Annotated in this window: 16 protein-coding genes, 1 pseudogene and 1 riboswitch; of the genes and pseudogenes, 8 read left to right on the top strand and 9 right to left on the bottom strand. The window is 35.1% G+C overall.

Annotated features, from left to right (window positions below):
* Window positions 1–17: 17 nt before the first annotated feature.
* Entirely contained in the window at window positions 18–992 is a 975-nt protein-coding gene (locus K5I29_RS11445) for a ribonucleotide-diphosphate reductase subunit beta (protein WP_264433465.1), read from the bottom strand.
* A gap of 70 nt (window positions 993–1,062) precedes the next feature.
* Window positions 1,063–1,201, bottom strand: a riboswitch (adenosylcobalamin (AdoCbl) riboswitch).
* A 110-nt stretch (window positions 1,202–1,311) separates the two neighbouring features.
* Between K5I29_RS11445 and recO the strand changes: the two genes are divergently transcribed.
* Together recO and K5I29_RS11455 are read left to right on the top strand one after the other, a co-directional pair.
* A complete protein-coding gene (gene recO, locus K5I29_RS11450; RefSeq protein ID WP_264433466.1) occupies window positions 1,312–2,025 on the top strand; it encodes a DNA repair protein RecO in 714 nt (237 codons plus the stop codon).
* Window positions 2,026–2,062: 37 nt separating this feature from the next.
* A complete protein-coding gene (locus K5I29_RS11455) occupies window positions 2,063–2,872 on the top strand; it encodes a DUF3575 domain-containing protein (RefSeq protein WP_264433467.1) in 810 nt (269 codons plus the stop codon).
* A gap of 48 nt (window positions 2,873–2,920) precedes the next feature.
* Here K5I29_RS11455 and K5I29_RS11460 read toward each other — a convergent pair whose 3' ends face one another.
* From K5I29_RS11460 to K5I29_RS11470, 3 genes and pseudogenes are all read right to left on the bottom strand, one after another.
* Window positions 2,921–4,195 carry a TolC family protein gene (locus tag K5I29_RS11460; RefSeq protein ID WP_264433468.1) on the bottom strand — a complete coding sequence of 425 codons (1,275 nt, stop codon included), beginning with the start codon at window positions 4,193–4,195 and terminating at the stop codon, window positions 2,921–2,923.
* A gap of 2 nt (window positions 4,196–4,197) precedes the next feature.
* Window positions 4,198–7,307 (bottom strand): annotated as a pseudogene (locus K5I29_RS11465) (efflux RND transporter permease subunit).
* A 21-nt stretch (window positions 7,308–7,328) separates the two neighbouring features.
* On the bottom strand, window positions 7,329–8,492 hold the full coding sequence (locus tag K5I29_RS11470) for an efflux RND transporter periplasmic adaptor subunit (protein WP_264433469.1): 1,164 nt from the start codon (window positions 8,490–8,492) through the stop codon (window positions 7,329–7,331).
* Window positions 8,493–8,880: 388 nt separating this feature from the next.
* Between K5I29_RS11470 and ileS the strand changes: the two genes are divergently transcribed.
* The 4 genes from ileS to pncA all read left to right on the top strand — a co-directional run bounded on the left by ileS (window position 8,881) and on the right by pncA (window position 13,958).
* Complete coding sequence (gene ileS / locus K5I29_RS11475) at window positions 8,881–12,276, top strand: isoleucine--tRNA ligase (RefSeq protein WP_264433470.1); 3,396 nt, start codon at window positions 8,881–8,883, stop codon at window positions 12,274–12,276.
* A gap of 10 nt (window positions 12,277–12,286) precedes the next feature.
* Entirely contained in the window at window positions 12,287–12,670 is a 384-nt protein-coding gene (locus K5I29_RS11480; RefSeq protein ID WP_264433471.1) for a TraR/DksA family transcriptional regulator, read from the top strand.
* Between the two features lie 83 nt (window positions 12,671–12,753).
* A complete protein-coding gene (locus K5I29_RS11485) occupies window positions 12,754–13,323 on the top strand; it encodes a lipoprotein signal peptidase (RefSeq protein WP_264433472.1) in 570 nt (189 codons plus the stop codon).
* A gap of 44 nt (window positions 13,324–13,367) precedes the next feature.
* The gene (pncA, locus tag K5I29_RS11490; protein ID WP_264433473.1) at window positions 13,368–13,958 is read left to right on the top strand and encodes a bifunctional nicotinamidase/pyrazinamidase; all 591 of its coding nucleotides are present in this window, start codon (window positions 13,368–13,370) and stop codon (window positions 13,956–13,958) included.
* Window positions 13,959–13,995: 37 nt separating this feature from the next.
* On the opposite strand, the gene K5I29_RS11495 is transcribed toward pncA, so the two are convergent.
* From K5I29_RS11495 to K5I29_RS11515, 5 genes are read right to left on the bottom strand one after another with little or no spacing between them, the layout of a single operon-like run.
* A complete protein-coding gene (locus K5I29_RS11495; RefSeq protein ID WP_264433474.1) occupies window positions 13,996–15,426 on the bottom strand; it encodes an anion permease in 1,431 nt (476 codons plus the stop codon).
* A gap of 9 nt (window positions 15,427–15,435) precedes the next feature.
* Window positions 15,436–16,611, bottom strand: coding sequence for an OprO/OprP family phosphate-selective porin (locus K5I29_RS11500; RefSeq protein ID WP_264433476.1), 1,176 nt, complete (start codon window positions 16,609–16,611; stop codon window positions 15,436–15,438).
* A gap of 2 nt (window positions 16,612–16,613) precedes the next feature.
* Complete coding sequence (locus K5I29_RS11505; protein WP_264433477.1) at window positions 16,614–17,369, bottom strand: succinate dehydrogenase/fumarate reductase iron-sulfur subunit; 756 nt, start codon at window positions 17,367–17,369, stop codon at window positions 16,614–16,616.
* A gap of 8 nt (window positions 17,370–17,377) precedes the next feature.
* Window positions 17,378–19,297, bottom strand: a complete 1,920-nt coding sequence (locus K5I29_RS11510; protein ID WP_264433478.1) for a fumarate reductase/succinate dehydrogenase flavoprotein subunit — start codon at window positions 19,295–19,297, stop codon at window positions 17,378–17,380.
* Between the two features lie 8 nt (window positions 19,298–19,305).
* The gene (locus K5I29_RS11515; protein WP_264433479.1) at window positions 19,306–19,962 is read right to left on the bottom strand and encodes a succinate dehydrogenase cytochrome b subunit; all 657 of its coding nucleotides are present in this window, start codon (window positions 19,960–19,962) and stop codon (window positions 19,306–19,308) included.
* A 175-nt stretch (window positions 19,963–20,137) separates the two neighbouring features.
* On the opposite strand from K5I29_RS11515, the gene K5I29_RS11520 reads away from it, so the two are divergent.
* Both K5I29_RS11520 and K5I29_RS11525 read left to right on the top strand, forming a co-directional pair.
* The gene (locus K5I29_RS11520; protein WP_264433481.1) at window positions 20,138–20,350 is read left to right on the top strand and encodes a hypothetical protein; all 213 of its coding nucleotides are present in this window, start codon (window positions 20,138–20,140) and stop codon (window positions 20,348–20,350) included.
* Window positions 20,283–21,470: a hypothetical protein gene (locus K5I29_RS11525; RefSeq protein ID WP_264433482.1), complete on the top strand. Its 1,188-nt coding sequence runs from the start codon at window positions 20,283–20,285 to the stop codon at window positions 21,468–21,470. The genes K5I29_RS11520 and K5I29_RS11525 overlap by 68 nt, the downstream gene beginning before the upstream one ends.
* Window positions 21,471–21,473 lie beyond the last annotated feature (3 nt).

The raw sequence follows: 21,473 nt of genomic DNA on the forward strand, positions 1-21,473 counted from the left end.
TTAATCTTTCTCTAAAATTAAAATAAATCGTCTGCTGTAATACTTTTGTCGTGTTTGGTATAATCTACCGGGCGTTTGGCAAAGAAATCGTCTAAGCTGTTTGCAAAAATTTCTTCTTCAAACCAAACCATAGGTTGGTAATTGCTTTCGGAAATGTGGAAAATTTTGTTGATTCCGATTTTTACTAAACTTTCGTCAATTCTGAATTTCATGAAGTTTAGTAGGTTTTCTTTAGAAATGGTATCTAATTCACCGTTTTCAAAAATCCAATCTAAAATTTCGGCTTCAATGTTTATTGAATGAACCACGATGTCGTTAATTTCTTGAATGGTTTCGGCATCAAAATAATCAGGAAATTCTTCTCTAATTTTATTGATGATGTAAATGCCGCCGTTTGCGTGAATTTGCTCGTCGATTGATGTCCAAGCAATAATGTTACTCACGTTTTTCATTACGCCTTTAAAACGCGTAAACGATAAAATGATGGCAAATTGACTGAATAGTGATACGTTTTCAATTAAAATCGTAAAAAGAATTAACGATTTTAAGTAATCTTTTTTATTATCTGATTTTGAGTTTTTTAACGCATTAGATAAATATTGAATTCGTTTGGCAATAACCGGAATATCGATTACTTTTTCAAATTCATTATTGTATCCTAAAACTTCTAACAAACGTGAATAAGCTTCAGAATGGCGAAATTCGCACTCGGCAAACGTGCTGCCTAAACCATTAAATTCCGGTTTTGGTAAATGCTTATATAAATCACCCCAAAACGTTTTTACATTTACTTCAATTTGTGCAATAGCTAATAAACTGCGTTTTACAATTTCGCGTTCGTTAGGTGAAAGATGCGAATGAAAATCTTGGATATCGGCAGTGAAATCAATTTCAGAATGTACCCAAAACGAATTGTTGATTGCATTTGTAAATTCTAATATCTCCGGATATTCGAATGGTTTGTAGTTAATACGTTTGTCAAAAATACTCATGATACAATTTTTAGTGATTATGTAGAAGTAAATAACAAGCGCATGCAGATTGAATAGTCAATTTGAAGACGTTTGACATTTACTTTTTGTGCGAAAGCCATGTCAGGCGGTTAGCAAGGTAATCTGACTTTACTTAATACAAAGTATTACAGTTGCGCAACAGTTCGAGATTTGCACTCGATTCCCCTTGATTACTTGTATATTTGTGCAAGTTGAAACCGCTTAATTATGTTTTTTAAAGTAAGCCAAAAAAAATGATAATTAGGTAAATTTACTGTAAAAGTTATTCACAGAGTTCTTAACATTACCTTAAAATAGCATGATTGTTCATACCCAAGCACTTGTTTTATCGGCCCTAAAATACAATGAAAAAAGTTTAATTGTAAAATGTTACACGTTAACAGACGGGGTAAAAACGTATTTTGTACCTAGTGCTTTTTCCTCTAAAAAAAGTCAACAAAAAATAGCTTATTTTCAGCCTTTAAATATTTTAGATATTGTTGCTACGCATAAAAACAAAGGAACTTTAGAGCATTTTAAAGAAATTAGAATTCACACGCCTTATTTTTCTATTCCAACCGATATTAGCAAAAGTACCATTGTGCTTTTTTTGTCTGAAGTTTTAAGCGCCGCTGTGAAAGAAGAAGAACGAAACGAAGGGCTTTTTACTTTTTTAATTACCTCGTTTATGTGGTTAGATGCGCATGACGAGGTTGCAAATTTTCATTTAATTTTTTTAGTAGAACTTTCTAAATATTTAGGAATATTTCCAGATAATAATGAAGATGATTTGCCATTTTTTGATGTGAAGGAAGGCATGTTTGTAAGCCAACAAGGTTTTGAATCGTTAAATGAGTACGAAACCTTGTTGTTTAAAAACCTATTAAACTTGCGTTACGGAGCTGCCCGTAATATTTTTAAAGCTTCAGAAAGGCAAGTGCTTTTAAAAACTTTGGTTGAATATTATTCGTATCATTTAGATGGATTTAGAAGACCAAAATCTTTAGAAATTTTAAAAGATGTTTTTTCATAAAAAAGCCTAAATTTGTTAAAAAAAACAAAAAATATTTATGAAAAAAATTTTAACGCTTAGTTTCTTGCTGATTAGCTTTTTAGGGTTTTCTCAAACAGAAACCGAAACAAATCAACCAAACGTTTCAAGCTCAGTAACAGAAAAGAACGAGTTTAAACCAGGAAAAAACATGCTGAAGCTAAACTTATTGTCATTAACTGTGGGTAATATTTCATTACAATACGAAAGATTACTTACCAAACGTATGGTTGTTAGTTTATCTGCCGGAATTACGCCAGAGCGCGGTATTCCGTTTTATAGCGCGTTTAAAGATGCTTTAGATAATCAAGATACAAAAGATCAGCTTCAAGGTTTAAAATATTCTAATTATGCCATAACGCCAGAAGTGCGTTTTTACTTTGGTAAAGAAAGTTACAAAGGTTTTTATGTAGGTGTTTTTGGACGTTATACTGCTTACGATATTAAATTTCCGCTTTTTTACGATAATGTTTTATCTGGCATTCCTGGTGTTCCGGGGAATTTACTGCCAAAAGAAACAATTAATTTAGATGGAAATATAAAAGCTTTTTCTGGTGGAATTTCATTAGGTGCACAATGGAAATTAAGCAAACGCTTGTATTTAGATTGGTTGGTTGTTGGGCCGCACATTGGTAGTTCTAAAGGAACTTTATCAGGCAACAAAAAACTTACTGCTTTAGAACAGCAAAAAATTAGAGAAGTAATAGATGATTTAGATATTCCGTTATTAAAATACCATGCTGAAGTAAATGAAAACGGTGCTAGAATGCGTTTTGACGGACCTTGGGCTGGAGCGCGAACTTCATTAGCAATTGGATACAGATTTTAACAACAAAAAACAGCTTTTTAGATTTCTAAAAAGCTGTTTTTTGTTTCTTTAAAATACAATATCCCAAGTTCCGGTTGCACGTTCAAGTTCAACCAAGGCAGCTAAGTAATTGTACAACGCTTCGTAATATTCTTCCTGAACTTCATTATGCGTACGTTGCGCATCTAAAACTTCTAGTAAAGATGTATCTCCGCGTTTGTAGCTGTATGTTTTACCGTCTAAAACAGCTTTTGCTTTTTCTAGTAATCCGGTATTAAATGCTTTAACTTGCTCTTGATGCGCAATAAATGTATTATACGCTTGTTGTACTTGCGTACTAACTTCTAATAAAGCCAAATCGTACAAACGTTCGGTTTTTTCGTAATCCATTTTTGCAATTTTCCAATCGTTGTTGCGACGATTAGAAAACTTTAACGGAATTGCAATACCACCACCAACTTTGGTGAAACGTGGCGATTCGGCTTCTTCGTTACGTACAATCGAGTTGTATTCTACATTTACCTTCAACCCTAAATCAATAGCTCGGTTTGCTTTAGCTAATGCTACATTACGTTTAGAAACTTCTTTACTTTGTAGGGCTGCAACCAAATCGCTACGGTTTTCTTGTGCTTGATAAATTAAATATTCAAGGCTAAAACTTTTATCAATTACCGGAAAGTTTTCTATTATATGTTGATACGCTTGCGCCTGAAAATTTCCCATTAATAAATTCAGGTTGATTAATGCATTTTTGTAAGCTGCTTCAGCAACAAACACATCGTTTTTTAAAGTTATTGCTTCAACTTTACTTTGCTTGGCATCAACTTCAGAAATATCACCCAATTTAAATCGAATGCTATCTGATTTAGCCAACTCATTCATGCTTTCGTAAGAATTTATTTTTACTTCTAAAACCTTTTTATTTTGCAAGGCTTCAAAATAAGCTAAGGTTGCATCGGCTCTTAAATTTTTAAAATAATTTAATAAAATAGATTGTGAAAGGGCATATTCGCTTTTTGCTAAATTAATTCGTGCTTTTCTTTTACCGCCCAATTCTAATGTCCATTCTAATTCGCTTTCGTAGCCATAACCCATTTGTTTTTTACGTTCGCCATTGTCAAAATATCCAACAGAAAGTTCTGGATCTTCAAAAGCTCGAGCGCTTAAAATTTCGGCTTCTGCCATAGCAACATCAAATTTCTCGGCAGCATATTCTATATTATTGTTGCGTACCAAATCTATAAAATCAGAATAGGTAAGCGTTTTTTGTTGTTCTACCTGAGCATAAATGGCTGTGAATAATCCGCTTAAAGCCACAAGCATTATTAGGTTAATTTTTTTCATAACTACGATTCTAAATCTTCTTTTTGAGGTAAAAACTCAGCATCATTTCCCCATTTTTTCTCAACCATATAATATAATGCTGGTAAAGCATATAAAGTTAAAATGGTAGAAAATAACAAACCATAAACAATTACGGTTGCTAACGGACGTTGTACGTCAGATCCGATTCCGGTTGCAAGCGATGCAGGTAATAAACCTAAAACGGCTACCGTTGCGGTCATTAATACCGGTCTGAATCGGCCTTTTGCTCCGTTTAATACGGCGTGTAATAAAGTTTGTCCTTCTTTACGTAATTGGTTGATGTACGAAATCATAATCACCCCGTTTTGAATGGCTACCCCAAATAAAGCGATAAAGCCAACTACTGACGATACGTTTAATGTCATACCGCGTACGTTTAGCGCTAACATACCACCAAAAACAGCCAGCGGAACAATGCTAATTAATAGTAAAGCTTGGCGTAGTTTACCAAAAGCACCATATAATAAAATAAACATAATAGAAATGGCCAGCGGAACAATTACGGCCAAACGATCGTACGCGCGGTTTTGATTTTCAAATTGACCGCTCCACTTTATATGGGTTTTGTCGTGATCGTAAGTGATGTTTTTTTCTATTTTATCTTGCGCTTCTTTTAAAAAGGAACCTAAATCGCGGTTGCGTAAATTTAACTTTACGGTTAAATGACGTTTATTCATTTCGCGTGTTATGGTACTTTCGCCGGTGCTGGTTTTAATATCGGTAACTTGAGAAAGCGGAATTTTAATTCCGTCGGCATTAGTCAACATTAAATGACCGATTTTTTCGGGTGTATTTCGGCTTTCGTCGGTATAACGACAAATAATATCGTAAACTTTATCACCAATAAAAATTTGAGAAATGGCTTTACCACCAATTCCTACCTCAATTAATTCAGCAACATCAGCAACATTTAATCCGTATTGTGCAATTTTATCTCGATTGGCATGAATTTGTAACTGCGGTAAAGGCGGTTCTTGATCAATAGCTAAATCAACAGCACCATCAACGGTTTTTAATTCGTTCATTACATCTTCGGCAATGCGACGCGTTTCGGCAAAATCGTTACCGTAAACCTTAATCGCTAATTCGCTATGTGCTCCCGAAATTTTGTCCATTACCCCATCAATCATGGGCTGAGAAAAACCAACCGTATAACCCGGTAATGTTGCATATTCTGCTGCCAATTCATGAATTAAATCGTCTTTGGTTTTGCCGCTTGGCCATTGTTTATAAGGCTTGATGCCGATTGAAACTTCAAAATGTGATGAGGTCCACGGGTCGGTTCCGTCATCATTACGTCCAGCTTGTACCATAATGTAGGTAACTTCGTCATATTTCATGGTACGTGCACGTAACGTATCGGCCATTTCTTTAGATTTTTCAACTGACAATCCTGGAGGTAATTCTACTTGCAGCCAAATAGAACCTTCATCTAACGTGGGTAAAAAATCTTTTCCTACATGAATTGATAAGCCCGTTGCTAAAACTAAAACTACAGCAAGTGGTAAAAAAACCTTTTTCGGTTTTTCCATTACTTTGTTAATGCGTTTTGAATACGCATGGGTTAACTTTTCTAACCATTTGTTGTGGTATATTTTTTTCGGTTTTTTGTAAACTACATAAGCAAGCCCCGGAATTAGCAAAAGCGCCACGCACAAAGCGCCAAACAGTGCATAACTTACCGTAAATGCCATGGGTGTAAATAATTTTTTTCTACACGTTCAAAAGCAAATAAAGGCAAGTAAGCCGTCATGATAATAATGGTGGCAAAGAAAATAGGTTTAGCTACTTGTTTGGCAATATCTGCAATGCTGCGTTCTTTTAATTCTTCTTTGGGGTTATCTTCCCGTTTTTTAAGAATGGTTTCGAGCATTACAATAGATCCGTCAACAATAATACCGAAATCGATTGCGCCTAAGGATAACAAATTGGCTGGTACATCGGTAAAATGCATTAAAATAAAAGCAATTAATAACGCCAACGGAATGGTAATAGCTACTAATAACGCACCGCGCCAATTGCCTAAAAATATAATTAATACAACTACAACCAAAGCAATACCTTCTATCAACGTATGAGAAACGGTGTTTAAGGTTGTGTTTACCAATTCGGTACGATCTAAAAACGGATGAATGGTAACACCTTTTGGCAAAATATCGGTGTTTAAATCGTGAACCGCTTCGTGAATTCCTTCAAGAACGGTTGATGTATCTTCTCCTTTTAATAATAAAACAATTCCTTCAATTCCGTCACTATAATCGCGTTCACGATCTGTGTAGGATAAAATACCTTTTCGCTCAATATTTCCGTACTTTAAGGTACCTATATCGGTTAATAAAACAGGAACCCCTTTTTCAGATTTTACAACAATTTTTCCAAAGTCTTGTAAATCTTTAACTAAACCAATCCCACGAATTACATAGCCCAAATCGCCTTTTGGTAAAACACTTCCTCCGGCGTTAATGTTGTTTTCTTCAATGGTTTCAACAACTTCGCCTAAAGAAAGGTTGTATTGATCTAGTTTTTTAGGATCTAATTCAATTTGATACTGCGTTGTGATTCCTCCAAAATTAGTTACCTCGGCAACGCCTGGTACTTGGTTGATGCGCGGAATAATAACAAAGTTTTGCAAATCAGTTAATTCACGTAAATCGTAAGTTTCGCTTTCTAATATATAGCGATAAACTTCGCCAATTGGTGAGGTTAGCGGATCTAAACCAGGAACAGCATCGTATGGTAATTCTACATCGTTTAATCGTTCCTGAATTCGGGTTCGAGCCCAATAATCATCAACGCCATCTTTAAAAACAATGGTAATGATTGAAAGTCCAAAAGTACTTTTACTACGCATAACGTGCATGCCCGGTAAACCGTTTAAAGCACGTTCTATCGGAATGGTAATTTGTTGTTCAATTTCTTCGGCAGCTAAGCCCGGAACCTGCGTAACAACTTGCGAGGTTACGTCAGCAATGTCCGGATAAGCTTCTATAGAAAGTTGTTTCCATGAATAATACCCAAATAGCGCAATTAAGGTAAAAAGCGCTACCATGAGCCAGCGTTTTGCTATTGCAAGATCTATTAATTTGTTCATGCTTGTATTTTTAAACGAAGTTTATTTGGCTTGAAGTAAATAAATTCCGCCGTCAGTAATTATTTTATCTGTAGCATTTAACCCTTCTAAAATGGCAGTTTTATTCGCATCTTCTGTAGAAAAAGTTGTTACATTTTGTTTTTTAAATTGATCGGGCCCAACTTGCACGTAAACAAATTGGCTGTCGTTTTGCTGAAAAACAGCTTTTGCAGGTACAACTAATGTTTGTTTACCGGTATCTTTAAGTTTTACGCTAACGTACATGCCTGGTTTTAGGCTGTTTTTGGTGTTGTCAACTTCAATTAAAATTTCAACGCTTCGCGTTTCTTCATTTACAACTTGCCCAATGTTTACAACTTTACCTGTAAAAGGCAGGTTAGAATAAGCTTCTGATGTAAGTTCAACTTCATCTAAATCATTTAAAATAGCCAAATCTTTTTCTTTTACCTGTGCAGCAACCCAAACTTTATTTAGTTCGGCAACGGTTACTAAAGGTTCGCTATCTTCTTTAATATATTGGCCTAAAATTAAATCGTTGCTTATTACCGTGCCAGCAATTGGTGAGGTAATAACCAAAGCTTCGCCCATTTTCATAGTTGCAGGATTTACGTTGTAAACACGTAAAGATGCCGTTGCGTTATCTACTGCCAGCTTTTTAATGCTATAATCTGTTTGTGCTTCTTCAAGTTCACGCTTTACACCAACAGCGTTATCAAATAAATCTTGTTGACGTTTTAAATTGATTTCAGCATTTTTTAGTTCTTGCACGTTGGCCAAATAATCTTGCTGTGCCGCATAATAATCAGACGATGAAAGCGAAAATATTGGTGTACCAACATTTACTTTTTGCCCAAGTTTAATGTAGGATTGTGTGATGCGCCCAGCAAATGGAGGAGCAATTTGTGCGTATTGACTCGGAATTGCTTTTACAAAACCGTTTACTACTAAATCAATATTTACAAGTTCTTCCGTGGGTGATGCAATCACCAATCTGGATTTTATGGTGGAGTTTTCTGTTAAGGTAATAATGTTGTTTTTAACGGAGTAATTTTCGGGAGCAGCGGTTTCGGGTTTATCTGCACATGCCCCTAATAAAAATAAAGTTGAAAGAAATAAAACTGATTTTAAAGCGCTTTTTGTTTTTGGCGCTACAAATCTCAAGTTTAAAATGTTTTTTACTACCATTTTACAACAATTTTGAGTTTTTATTATTTTTTGCAAAAGTACATTTAGAATTTCTTAAAAATGTGAATTAATCATTAGAATCTGATTAAAATGATAATCATACAAACGTAATTTTTAAGTAATTATTTATTACTTCTGCATTTATTTTGCTCTGCTAAGCCCAATATTAACTACAAACAACGTGTAAAATTGCGTGTGTAAAAATGGGGTTACTGTATCAACAATAAAAACCGATTTAAATTATATTTTTTAACTTATTTTAAACATTATTATGGTTGAACCATAATAATTACAGAAGTGAAGCGCTTATTGGTAGAAGATGTTTAAATTACACACATTATTAATCTTATTTTATTAAATTTGCAAAATTATTTTGAAATATAATATCATGAGCACGAAATTCACAGAATATAAAGGACTTGATTTGCCAAATGTGGCTGCTGAGGAGCTAAAATTTTGGAAAGAACAATCCATCTTTGAAAAAAGTATTACGTCAAGAGAAGGGAATAAACCTTACGTTTTCTTCGAAGGTCCGCCTTCGGCAAACGGACAACCGGGTATTCACCACGTAATGGCACGTGCTATTAAAGATATTTTTTGTCGTTACAAAACACAAAAAGGATTTCAGGTTAAACGTAAAGCAGGGTGGGATACCCACGGTTTGCCTGTTGAATTAGGTACCGAAAAAGAATTAGGCATTACAAAAGAAGATATCGGAACTAAAATTTCGATTGAAGAATATAATGAAGCATGTAAACGCACGGTGATGCGTTACACCGATTTGTGGAATGATTTAACCGAAAAAATGGGATATTGGGTAGATATGGAAAACCCATATGTTACCTACAAATCAAAATACATGGAAACGGTTTGGTGGTTACTAAAACAAATCTATGATAAAGATTTGATGTACAAAGGTTATACCATTCAGCCATATTCACCAAAGGCAGGTACAGGCTTATCTTCTCACGAAGTAAATCAGCCAGGTTCATACCGCGACGTAACCGATACAACCATTGTTGCGCAATTTAAAACCATTGCAGATTCGTTACCAGAATTTTTACAAGGTTTTGGCCCAATCGATATTTTAGCTTGGACAACTACGCCTTGGACATTACCATCTAACACAGCATTAACCGTAGGTCCAAAAATTGATTATGTTTTAGTAAAAACATTCAACCAATATACGTTTGAGCCTATTACTGTTATTTTAGGAAAAGCTTTAGTAGCAAAACAATTTGCTGGTAAGTTTTTTGCTGTTGAAGACGAAGCTGAATTAGCTAATTTCAATTCTGGCGATAAAAAAATTCCATATTTCATTGTAAAAGAATTTAAAGGAACCGATTTAGTAGGCATTCGTTACGAACAATTATTGCCTTATGTGTTACCTTTTGAAGATGCAGAAAAAGCATTTGTGGTAATTCCAGGTGATTTCGTAACTACTGAGGATGGTACCGGAATTGTACATACAGCACCAACCTTTGGTGCAGATGATGCTAAAGTAGCTAAAGATGCTGGCGTGCCTCCTATGTTAGTTTTAGACGAAAATGGTAACGCAGTACCATTAGTAGATTTACAAGGGCGATTTGTACCACAAATGGGCGAAATGGCTGGTAAATATGTTAAAAACGAATATTACAACGAAGGCGAAGCTCCAGAAAAATCGGTTGATGTAGAAATCGCAATCATGCTTAAAGAGCAAAATAAAGCTTTTAAAGTAGAAAAATACGTACACAGCTACCCACATTGTTGGAGAACAGATAAACCAATTTTATATTACCCATTAGATTCTTGGTTTATAAAAGTAACCGAAGTTAAAGATAAAATGTTCGAATTGAACAACGATATCAACTGGAAGCCAAAAGCAACCGGCGAAGGGCGTTTTGGAAATTGGGTAAAAAATGCAAACGATTGGAATTTATCTCGTTCTCGTTACTGGGGGATTCCATTACCAATTTGGAGAACCGAAGACGGAACGGAAGAAATTTTAATTGGTTCGGTAGAAGAATTAGTAAACGAAATTGCTAAAGCAAAAGCTGCAGGAATTGATAACGGAAACGTTTTTGAAGGTTTTGTTGTAGGCGACATGTCTGAAGCGAATTACGATAAAGTAGATTTACACAAAAACGTAGTAGATAAAATTACCTTAGTTTCTGCATCAGGAAAACCAATGAAGCGCGAAGCAGATTTGATTGATGTTTGGTTTGATTCGGGTGCAATGCCTTACGCACAATGGCATTATCCGTTTGAAAACAAAGAAATGATTGACAATAATGAAGCTTTTCCAGCTGATTTTATTGCTGAAGGCGTTGACCAAACACGCGGTTGGTTTTATACCTTACATGCAATCGGAACTTTAGTTTTTGGTACAAATGCATACAAAAACGTAGTTTCTAACGGATTGGTTTTAGATAAAAACGGACAAAAAATGTCTAAACGTTTAGGTAATGCTGTAGATCCGTTTACAACATTAGCCGAGCACGGACCAGATGCAACCCGTTGGTACATGATTTCTAACGCGAATCCGTGGGATAACTTAAAGTTTGATTTAGAAGGAATTACCGAAGTTCGCAGAAAATTCTTTGGTACGATATATAATACCTATTCGTTCTTTTCGTTATATGCAAACATTGATGGGTTTACGTACAGCGAAGCTGAAGTTCCGTTAGAACAACGCCCAGAAATTGACCGTTGGATTTTATCTGAATTAAATACGTTAATTAAAAACGTTGACGAATTTTATGCAGATTACGAACCAACACGAGCTGCACGTGCTATTTCAGATTTTGTACAAGAAAACTTGTCAAACTGGTATGTACGTTTATGTCGCCGCCGTTTCTGGAAAGGGGATTACGGACAAGATAAAATAGCTGCTTACCAAACGTTATATACCTGTTTAGAAACTGTTGCAAAGCTTTCGGCACCAATTGCACCTTTCTTTATGGATCGTCTTTACAAAGATTTAACGCAAGCAACAAATAAAGAAACATTCGAATCGGTACATTTAGCAACGTTCCCGGTTTCTAATCCAGCTTTAATTGATAAAGCATTAGAAAGCCGTATGGAAAAAGCCCAAACCGTTTCGTCATTAGTACTTTCTTTACGTAAAAAAGAAATGATAAAAGTACGTCAGCCATTGCAAAAAGTAATGATTCCGGTTTTAGATGCTGTACAAAAAGCAGAAATAGAAGCAGTTTCAGACTTAATTAAAGCTGAGGTAAACGTTAAGGAAGTTGAATTGTTAGATGACGCTTCTGGAGTTTTAGTTAAACAAATAAAACCAAATTTTAAAGCTTTAGGTCCACGTTTCGGAAAAGATATGGGCGCTATTGCAAAAGAGATCCAAAACTTTTCTCAAGAACAGATTGTTTATCTCGAAAAAAATGGTAATATTGACTTAAATATCTCAGAAAAAACTGTTAATTTAACAATTGATGATGTAGAAATTACATCACAAGATATTCCAGGCTGGTTGGTAGCAAATGCAAACGGAATTACTGTTGCTTTAGATATTACAATTTCTGAAGAATTAAAGCAAGAAGGTATTGCTCGCGAAATTGTTAACAGAATTCAGAACATTCGTAAAGATTCAGGATTTGAAGTAACCGATAAAATTCACGTTCAAATTCAAAAACAAACCGAATTAGAAACGGCGATTGCAAACAACGAAGCTTATATTAAATCTGAAACATTAACCGAATCCATAACATTTGTAGATCAATTACAAAACGGAGTTGAGGTTGAGTTTGATGATATAGTTAGTAAAATATTAATTTCAAAATAAAAACGAGATTATGGTAGAAGAAAGAACACGTTATTCAGACGCAGAACTTGCGGAGTTTAAAGATTTAATTTTACAAAAATTAGATAAAGCTCAAGCAGATTTAGAGCTGATTAAAAGTGCTTATATGAACGATTTAAATAACGGTACTGACGATACTTCTCCTACATTCAAAGCTTTTGAGGAAGGAAGTGAAACGTTGTCGAAAGAAGCAAACTCAACATTAGCTATCCGACAAGAAAAATTTATTCGTGATTTAAAAAATGCGTTGATTCGAATTCAAAACAAAACCTACGGAATTTGTAAGGTAACAGGCAAGTTAATTAACAAAGAACGTTTAAAATTGGTTCCTCACGCAACAATGAGCATCGAAGCTAAAAATCAGCAACAAAAATAATTTTTATAAAACGCCCCTTAAGCACTAAGGGGCGTTTTTATTTAGCATCTATTTCCTTACATTTGTAAGGTAAATTAAAAAAGATGTCATTAAAAAAAGCCTATATATTAGTTTTTATTATTATTATAATAGATCAGGTTTCTAAATTTTACATTAAAACCCATTTTAAATTGGGCGAATTTGTAGAAGTTTTTCCTTGGTTTCAAATTTACTTTATAGAAAACGAAGGCATGGCCTGGGGCATGAAGCTGCCTGGTAATTATGGTAAAATAGCTTTAACCAGTTTTCGTATTTTAGCCATTTTCGGAATCATGTATTGGTTATGGGATTCGGTTAAAAACAAAGCAAATACCATTTTAATTGTTGCTGTTTCTTTAATTTTAGCTGGTGCTGCAGGTAATATTATAGATTGCGTTTTTTACGGTCGAATTTTTGATACCAGCGCATATGGCACCGTAGCTCAAGCTTTTACAGGGCAAGGTTACGGACCATGGTTAGAAGGCAAGGTTGTAGATATGTTTTACTTTCCGATACTAAAGAATAGCGCAGGCGAAACCATTTTCTTTAACGCCATTTTTAACGTGGCCGATGCAGCCATTTCTGTTGGTGTAATTCTGTTAATTATTTTCAATAAAAAAATATTTAAATCATAAAAAAGGCGTTTAATATTAAACGTCTTTTTTTAATCCCCAATCTTATGAAAGCATTAATTTTAGTTGACATTCAAAATGATTTTTTAGCTAACGGAGCTTTAGCAGTACCTAATGGTAATGAAATTATTCCGGTAGTAAACCAATTACTGCCTCAGTATGATTTAATTGTTGCTACGCAAGATTGGCACCCAGCCAATCACAAATCGTTTGCATCACAACATCCCGGACATAAAGTTTATGATCAGATTCAATTAAATGGATTGCCGCAAACCTTATGGCCAGATCATTGTATTCAAGGCAGTTTTGGGTCGCAGTTTAGTGGCTATTTACACACCAATCCAATTGCAGCTATTTTTAGAAAAGGAATGAATCCGGATGTAGATAGCTATTCTGGTTTTTACGATAACGGCCATTTACACAATACCGGTTTAAAAGGTTTTTTACAAGATAAACGGGTAACCGAAGTTTATGTTTGTGGTTTAGCGGGAGATTTTTGCGTGCAATACACAGCAAATGATGCGTTACAAGCAGGATTTAAAACCTTTATCATTGATGCAGCCACTCGACCTATTAATCCTGAAAATTTCGAAAAAATTAAACAAGAATTTGTAGCCAAAGGCGGTCAAATTATTTAATAAAGAAAAAACCGACGTAATTGCGTCGGTTTTTTTATTAATATGCTCCAATTAATGTCATCCAAGATGTACCTAATATTAAATATATACCGAGTAAAATAACTCCAATAATTAAACCGTAAATCCACCACGTTTTTAATTCTACAAATCCGCTTCCATAAAAAACAGGAGCAGGACCGTGGCCGTAATGCGTTAACGTTCCGTATAAAGATCCGGTAAAACCTAACATTAAACCTAATAATAAGGCAGGTACGCCTAACGAAATACCAACAGCTAATAAAGCAGCGTACATAGCAGCTACGTGCGCAGTTGCACTGGCAAATAAGTAGTGGCTAAAAAAGTAAACTGCAACAATTAACGGAAAGGCGTAATGCCAGTGAATACCGCCCATTTGATTACGAACCAATTCACTAAACCAGCTAATAAATCCAAGTTCGTTTAATGAACTTGCCATCATAACTAAAACAGCAAACCAAACAATGGTATCCCAAGCGCCTTTCTCTGATTTAATATCTTCCCAAGTTAGAACAGAAGTTAATAACAAGATAGCCAATCCAATAAATGCGGTGGTTGTTGCATCCATGCTAAATAAATCGCCAGTAATCCATAAGGTTAATAAAATTACGAAGGTAATAAGCATTAAGATTTCTGAAACCTTAAGTTTGCCCATTTCTTTTAACTTTTCTACGGCTATTTTAGGTGCATCAGCTGTTTTTTTAAGTTCTGGTGGATATATTTTATATAAAACCAACGGTACCAATAAAAAGGCAGCTAAGCCCGGAATAATTGCAGCTTCTGCCCAAGACATCCAAGTTATGCTATAACCCATATCGGCTACAAATTTTTGACACATGGGGTTACTTGCCGTTCCGGTTAAAAACATGGATGAAGCAATTAGGTTTACATAATAACAATTTAATGTTAAAAACGAGCCCAATTTTCGGTGTGTTTCTGGCTTTTGTGGGTCTGAACCAAAGTTTAATGCCATTGATTTCATAATGGGATAGATGATTCCACCACCACGTGCTGTATTACTCGGAATTGCCGGTGCTAAAACCAAATCGGCTAAACCAATGCCATAAGCCAATCCTAAGGTACTTTTTCCGAATAAACGAATAAATATATAGGCAATTCGGTTTCCTAATCCTGTTTTTATAAAACCACGTGCAATAAAGAATGAAATACCAATTAACCAAATTACTTTATCACCAAATCCGCGTAAGCTTAAGGTAATTGACTTACCTGGTTCGCCTGGAGCTAGTAACTGAAAACTTGCAGTTAAACCAACTGCAACCATACACATGGTGCCCATTGGTGCTGCTTTTAAAATAATACCTAAAATGGTACTAACAAAAATGGCAAATAAATGCCATGCTTCTGGAATTACACCTTCTGGAATGGGGCAGAACCATATAATAACTCCAACTAATAAAGTTATTCCTAAGTTTTTAATGCTAACTTCTTTCATGTTTTTGATTTATTGTAATCGACATTGGAATTGTACAAAAGCTAGGTTTGCATTGTACGTTTTGGTGTTGGCAATATTTTTTCTGTAATTATCAATCTGCGCCCCAATTTGTATGCGAGCACCGTAATTTTTTAAAAATTCTAAACTTAGCATAGGTACGTAAGTTTGCCTTGGGTTTGAATTTAGCTTAGAATTGGCCTCCAAATATTCGTATCTAAAAGAAAATTCTAGTGCCTGAAAATGTTTTTTACCAACATAATACCTAAAACTTGGTAGCGCATAAATGCCTTTTAAAACGTAGTTGTTTATGTTATCTAAGCGGTCGGCTTCTGGTAAACTAAAATACAGGCTTTGATTAATGGCCTGAATAGCTTCTGTTTGAATATCAAAGCTCCAACGTTCTGTTAATTTCATTTGATACGTACCCTCTAATCCTAAGGCATAAATATCTTTACCAAATTCATTTCCTGCACCAGCACTAAAACCTAATCTAAAATTGTTTTTTTTATTTAAATCGAATACAAAACGCCCAGAGTAATGTTTCCCGTTGTTGTTATCTACGGTGTTTTTACCGTTTCCGTTGGTCATAGAAACAGAATACGTTAACGGTACTTTTCCTAAATCTACCGAACCGCCTACTGCAGCACCAATCTGGAAACTTTGCCAGCCGTTGCTACCCATTAAATAATAAGCATTAGAATAGTCAATCGATTTTACAATATCTACCGGATATGAATCTTCCATACCAAACGAAGGCCTAAATTGTCCGATTTGTAATTGCACATAGCGGCTTACCGCATAACGTGCATATGCATTTTCTAAAACACGCGTTCTGGGATCGGATTTAAAATCGGCGAAATTGGCTAAAGCAACAACAGATAAGTTTTGTGTTAAATTGGCATTCATAGACACGCGCATGCGTTTCACATCGTAAGTACTTTTTAAATATTTCCCTTCGGTATGATTTAGTCCGTCTACATCAACATCTCTTTTCACACTTTCTAAATAACGTGCCTGAAAAACGCCACCTATTTTAAATTTTGGATATTCGCTTTTAGTAGTTTCGGTTTTTGTGTTAACAATTTGTTGCACCACATAAATGGTATCTTGCGCCTGCAAACTACTTGCTGCAAAAAATAACACTGCAGCGCTACAAAGTTTTTTCCAATTTGTAAAAACCTGCATAATTACCTTTTTTTAGATTTAAAAAAGTTGGCACGATTGTATTCAAAATTCATACGTGCAATGTTTAATACAGAAATGCCTTGCGGACATTCAACTTCGCAAGCTTCGGTGTTAGAACAATGCCCAAAATCTTCTAAATCCATTTGATGCACCATGTTTATTACACGCTCGCTACGTTCTTCTTTACCTTGTGGTAAAGTTGCCATTTGTGTTATTTTAGCCGAAGTAAATAAGGCTGCACTACCATTTTTACATGTTGCAACACAAGCGCCACAACCAATACAAGCAGCCGAATCAAAAGCAGATTCTGCCGTTTCATGCGAAATGGGAATGGTATTCGCTTCAGGAGCTTGCCCTGTATTTACAGAAACATAACCACCAGCCGAAATAATTCGGTCAAACGCCGTTCTGTCAACTTTTAAATCTTTTTTTACCGGAAAACCTGCTGCTCTAAACGGTTCTATTAAAATGGTTTCGTTGTCTTTAAATTCACGCATATGCAATTGGCACGTTGTCGTATTTTTTAACGGTCCGTGTGCATTGCCATTTATCATTACACCACATTGCCCACAAATTCCTTCACGGCAATCGTGATCAAATTCAATAGGTTCTTCATTTTTTTGAATGAGCTGATTGTTTAACGTATCTAACATTTCTAAAAAAGACATGTGCGTGTTTACGTTATCTAAGGCGTATTCAACCAATTTTCCGTTAGAATTTCGGTCTTTTTGTCTCCAAATTTTTAAATTTAGTTTCATGAATGTTATTATTTGTAACTACGGATAGTTGGTTGAACAAATTCGAAAGTTAGATTTTCTTTATGTAAAACAGGTTCGCTTGAAGCTGAATCTGGCCATTGCCACGCCGAAATGAATTGGAATTCGGCATCGTTACGAGCTGCTTCTCCATCTTCGGTTTGATATTCTTCTCTAAAATGTGCCCCGCACGATTCGTTTCGGGTTAAGGCATCGTAGCACATTAAAATTCCGATTTCAAAATAATCGGCTACACGCCCTGCTTTTTCTAATTCCGAATTCATGGTTGCTACATTTCCGGTAACGTTTACGTTTTTATAAAACTCTGCCTGAAGTTTTTTAATTTCTTCAATTGCAAATTCTAAACCTTCTTTGTTACGTGCTAAACCACAATAATCATATAAAAGTTTACCTAGTTTTTTATGAAAATAATCAACCGTTTGGTTGCCTTTTATTTGTAATAATTGCTCCAACTTATCTTTGGTTTCTTTTTCTGCTTTTGCAAATTCCGGATGATCGGTTGTAATTTTGCCTACTTTAATTTGATCGGCTAAATAATTAGCAAGCGTGTAAGGTGCTATAAAATAGCCATCTACAGAAGCTTGTAACAATGAATTTGCTCCTAAACGATTGGCACCATGGTCGGCAAAATTAGCTTCGCCTAAAGCAAATAAACCGGGAATGGTTGTCATCAATTCATAATCAACCCATAAACCGCCCATAGAAAAGTGCGCCGCTGGTGAAATCATCATCGGTTCTTTGTAGGCATTTATTCCCGTAATTTTTTCGTACATGGTAAATAAATTCCCGTATTTTTCAGCAATTTTTGGTTGCCCTTGTTCTTTAATTGCTTTAGAAAAATCTAAGTAAACGGCATTTTTTAAAGCTCCAACCCCGTAACCAGCATCAATTCTTTCTTTCGCTGCGCGCGATGAAATATCACGAGGAGCCAAATTTCCGAATGCTGGATAACGACGTTCTAAATAATAATCGCGCTCTTCTTCCGGAATGGCATTTGCTTCTCTTTTTTCGTCTAAATTTTTAGGTACCCAGATGCGTCCGTCATTTCGTAACGATTCTGACATTAAAGTTAATTTAGATTGATAATCACCGGATTGAGGTAATGAAGTTGGGTGAATTTGTGTCCAACTTGGCGATGCAAAATAAGCGCCTTTTTTGTGTGCACGCCATATTGCCGATCCGTTGCAACCCATTGCTAAGGTTGATAAATAATAAATTTTACCAAATCCGCCTGTTGCTAAAACTACGGTATGTGCTGCATGACGTTCTATTTCACCCGTTTCTAAGTTTCGAGCAATTATGCCACGCGCTTTTCCATCTATCACAACTAAATCTAACATTTCGTGTGATGAAAATAGTTGTACCGTTTTTTTATGTACTTGGCGCATTAACGCTTGGTAAGTGCCTAAAAGTAATTGTTGCCCCGTTTGACCACGTGCATAAAAGGTTCTACTAACCTGAACCCCACCAAACGATCGGTTGTTTAAATATCCGCCATATTCGCGACCAAAAGGAACGCCTTGCGCTACTGCCTGATCAATTAAGTTTACAGAGCATTCTGCTAAACGATAAACGTTTGCTTCGCGCGCTCTAAAATCGCCTCCTTTTAGCGTGTCAACAAACATTCTGTAAACGCTATCTCCATCATTTTTATAATTTTTGGCAGCGTTTACACCGCCTTGCGCAGCAACCGAATGGGCACGACGTGGCGTATCTTGAAAACAAAAAGATTTTACATTGTAACCCATTTCGCCCATTGAAGCGGCAACAGAAGCACCAGCTAAACCTGTACCTACAACAATGATATCTAATTTTTTACGATTGGCTGGGTTAACCAAACGTGCAGTTTTTTTATAATTTGACCATTTTTCTTCTAAAGGTCCTTGTGGAATTTTTGCATCTAATTTCATGTTGGCAATTATTTATGGATGAAGAAAATATAAATTGGCATTAAGGCAAATCCGAAACATATTGCAATCGAATATACCGTTGCAAAAGCACTTACCCAACGTACAAACTTTGGATTAAATAAACCTAAGGTTCTAACCCCGCTTACAATACCGTGAACTAAGTGAAAAGCTAAAGCAATCATGGCTAAAACATAAATAACAACCAGCCAACCTTGCTGAAATGCGGTGGTAACCACGGTGTATAAATCTTTATGTCCCCAAGGATCTAATCCAACAGCACCAAACTTATACACGTACCAAAAGTTTTGAAAATGTAAAATCAAGAAAATTAAAATTAAGGTACCTAAAATACCCATATTTCTGCTAAACCATTTGCTAGATCGACCTCTGGTATCTTTAGCGTAATTTCCTCCAGTTTTTTTGTTTTTAATTGAGATGATTAATGCGTACAAGGCATGTAATAGTATAGATAAGTATAAAACGTACGAAACTATTTTAATTAACATATTACCTGTTAAAAAGCTTGAGTACGCATTGAAACTTTGTTGTGCTTTTTCTGGGGCTAGGAAAAGTTGTGTGTTCCCTAAAAAGTGAATCAGTAAAAAAAAGCATAAAAACAGACCGGTAGCGGCCATGATGATTTTTCGGACTAGTGTTGTGTTCATTAATCAGTTTATTAAGTTGGTTTTAGTAATTGATAAAAACATTTCTAAATAAAATGTTAACGAAAATGTTATTAGAACTATTGTTCTAATAATTTAAAAGTAAGGCAATAATTATATTTTTTCATACTATTTGTATTATAAAATACGTTAGTTTAAAAAAATGGTTTAGTTTATTATGAAAAAACACTTAATTTTATTACTAACGTTAACTTTTATTAACGTTAGTAACGCTCAGGTCGGCATTGGCACCATGACGCCAAGGGGAGCGTTAGATATCAATAATCCAACAACAAACATTCATGGATTAGTTTTGCCAACCAATGAAAGTATTAATAATATCGTTAATCCACAAACCGGAGAAGAACGCGGAAGGCACAGTTATTTATGATAGCACCGAAAAGTGTATCCGTTTTTATAACGGAACAGAATGGTCTAGCTGCATTCCTGCAAAAGAAAACCCAATTGATAATAATATTATTATCAGCTGTAATGAAACTGAATTTACGGGAGAATATATTCGTAATGTTGCTTTAGTTACCACCGGTACAAGTAGAGCAACATTTAAAGTACATATTACCAATAGAAATAAGTTTACGCCAATCACTATTGTAGCAAATGCAAACGATTTAAAGTTGGATAACGGAGTTACTGTAACAGGAGTTTTAGCCTCAACAATTGTTATAAACCCGTTACAATCTGCAAGTATAACTTATTATTTAAGTGGAACACCTGCTTCTGATGAGATTAATTATCAATGGAATTTAATTGATTTTGCATGTGCTGGTAAATTTGAGCTTACTAAACGTGTAATTAGAATTGGATATTCTGGAGATTATTCTGTTGGTGGAACGCAAGGGACAAATTTTAGAAGCCAATTAAATAATAAAAGTTATTACGGTCCAGAAGGAATTTATTCAGAAAAAAATATATCTTCTTTCTCTATTATAAGCGCTATTACAGATATAAATAATTTAACGGCTGCTCAGCTTTTAGAAAAATATGATATGATAAATGTTTCAGCCACTACTTATTCAGAGGCTATTATGACTAAACTGATAGAATATGCAGATTTAGGAGGTGTTTTATGGGCTTCAACTCAAACTGGAGCTACTACAACAGGCGGAAACCATACTAACTCAATTAATATTCATAAAGCCTTTGGCGGAACCGGAACAATTTCAAATAAATGGGATTCAGCTCCAATTCTATCAAACTCTGATTCTATTAATAATGGTGTTTTTGGTGATGCAAGAAATATTACTTTTAAAGGTTTCAATGCAACAACGGTTGTAACAGATACTCAGATTCCATTAGGAGCACGGGTTATAGGTAATGTAAGTACAGATCCAAATCGAGTTGCTGTTTATATTTTACGCGATAGAATAGTTTGGTACTATGAATCGGATATGTTCTCTAATTTAATATCTCTTTCTGGGGCTATTGATAATGATCAAGAAAGATTTGTTCACAACCTGTTTGCCTATATGTTAGATCAAATTCAAGACTAAATT

The sequence above is a fragment of the Flavobacterium agricola genome (genome assembly GCF_025919725.1).
GTDB classification, from domain to species: Bacteria; Bacteroidota; Bacteroidia; order Flavobacteriales; family Flavobacteriaceae; genus Flavobacterium; species Flavobacterium agricola.

Excerpts from the sequence above, each read along its gene's own strand:
- K5I29_RS11445 (WP_264433465.1), bottom strand. The coding sequence starts at position 992 with ATGAGTATTTTTGACAAACGTATTAACTACAAACCATTCGAATATCCG.
- recO (WP_264433466.1), top strand. The coding sequence starts at position 1,312 with ATGATTGTTCATACCCAAGCACTTGTTTTATCGGCCCTAAAATACAAT.
- K5I29_RS11455 (WP_264433467.1), top strand. The coding sequence starts at position 2,063 with ATGAAAAAAATTTTAACGCTTAGTTTCTTGCTGATTAGCTTTTTAGGG.
- K5I29_RS11460 (WP_264433468.1), bottom strand. The coding sequence starts at position 4,195 with ATGAAAAAAATTAACCTAATAATGCTTGTGGCTTTAAGCGGATTATTC.
- K5I29_RS11470 (WP_264433469.1), bottom strand. The coding sequence starts at position 8,492 with ATGGTAGTAAAAAACATTTTAAACTTGAGATTTGTAGCGCCAAAAACA.
- ileS (WP_264433470.1), top strand. The coding sequence starts at position 8,881 with ATGAGCACGAAATTCACAGAATATAAAGGACTTGATTTGCCAAATGTG.
- K5I29_RS11480 (WP_264433471.1), top strand. The coding sequence starts at position 12,287 with ATGGTAGAAGAAAGAACACGTTATTCAGACGCAGAACTTGCGGAGTTT.
- K5I29_RS11485 (WP_264433472.1), top strand. The coding sequence starts at position 12,754 with ATGTCATTAAAAAAAGCCTATATATTAGTTTTTATTATTATTATAATA.
- pncA (WP_264433473.1), top strand. The coding sequence starts at position 13,368 with ATGAAAGCATTAATTTTAGTTGACATTCAAAATGATTTTTTAGCTAAC.
- K5I29_RS11495 (WP_264433474.1), bottom strand. The coding sequence starts at position 15,426 with ATGAAAGAAGTTAGCATTAAAAACTTAGGAATAACTTTATTAGTTGGA.
- K5I29_RS11500 (WP_264433476.1), bottom strand. The coding sequence starts at position 16,611 with ATGCAGGTTTTTACAAATTGGAAAAAACTTTGTAGCGCTGCAGTGTTA.
- K5I29_RS11505 (WP_264433477.1), bottom strand. The coding sequence starts at position 17,369 with ATGAAACTAAATTTAAAAATTTGGAGACAAAAAGACCGAAATTCTAAC.
- K5I29_RS11510 (WP_264433478.1), bottom strand. The coding sequence starts at position 19,297 with ATGAAATTAGATGCAAAAATTCCACAAGGACCTTTAGAAGAAAAATGG.
- K5I29_RS11515 (WP_264433479.1), bottom strand. The coding sequence starts at position 19,962 with ATGAACACAACACTAGTCCGAAAAATCATCATGGCCGCTACCGGTCTG.
- K5I29_RS11520 (WP_264433481.1), top strand. The coding sequence starts at position 20,138 with ATGAAAAAACACTTAATTTTATTACTAACGTTAACTTTTATTAACGTT.
- K5I29_RS11525 (WP_264433482.1), top strand. The coding sequence starts at position 20,283 with ATGAAAGTATTAATAATATCGTTAATCCACAAACCGGAGAAGAACGCG.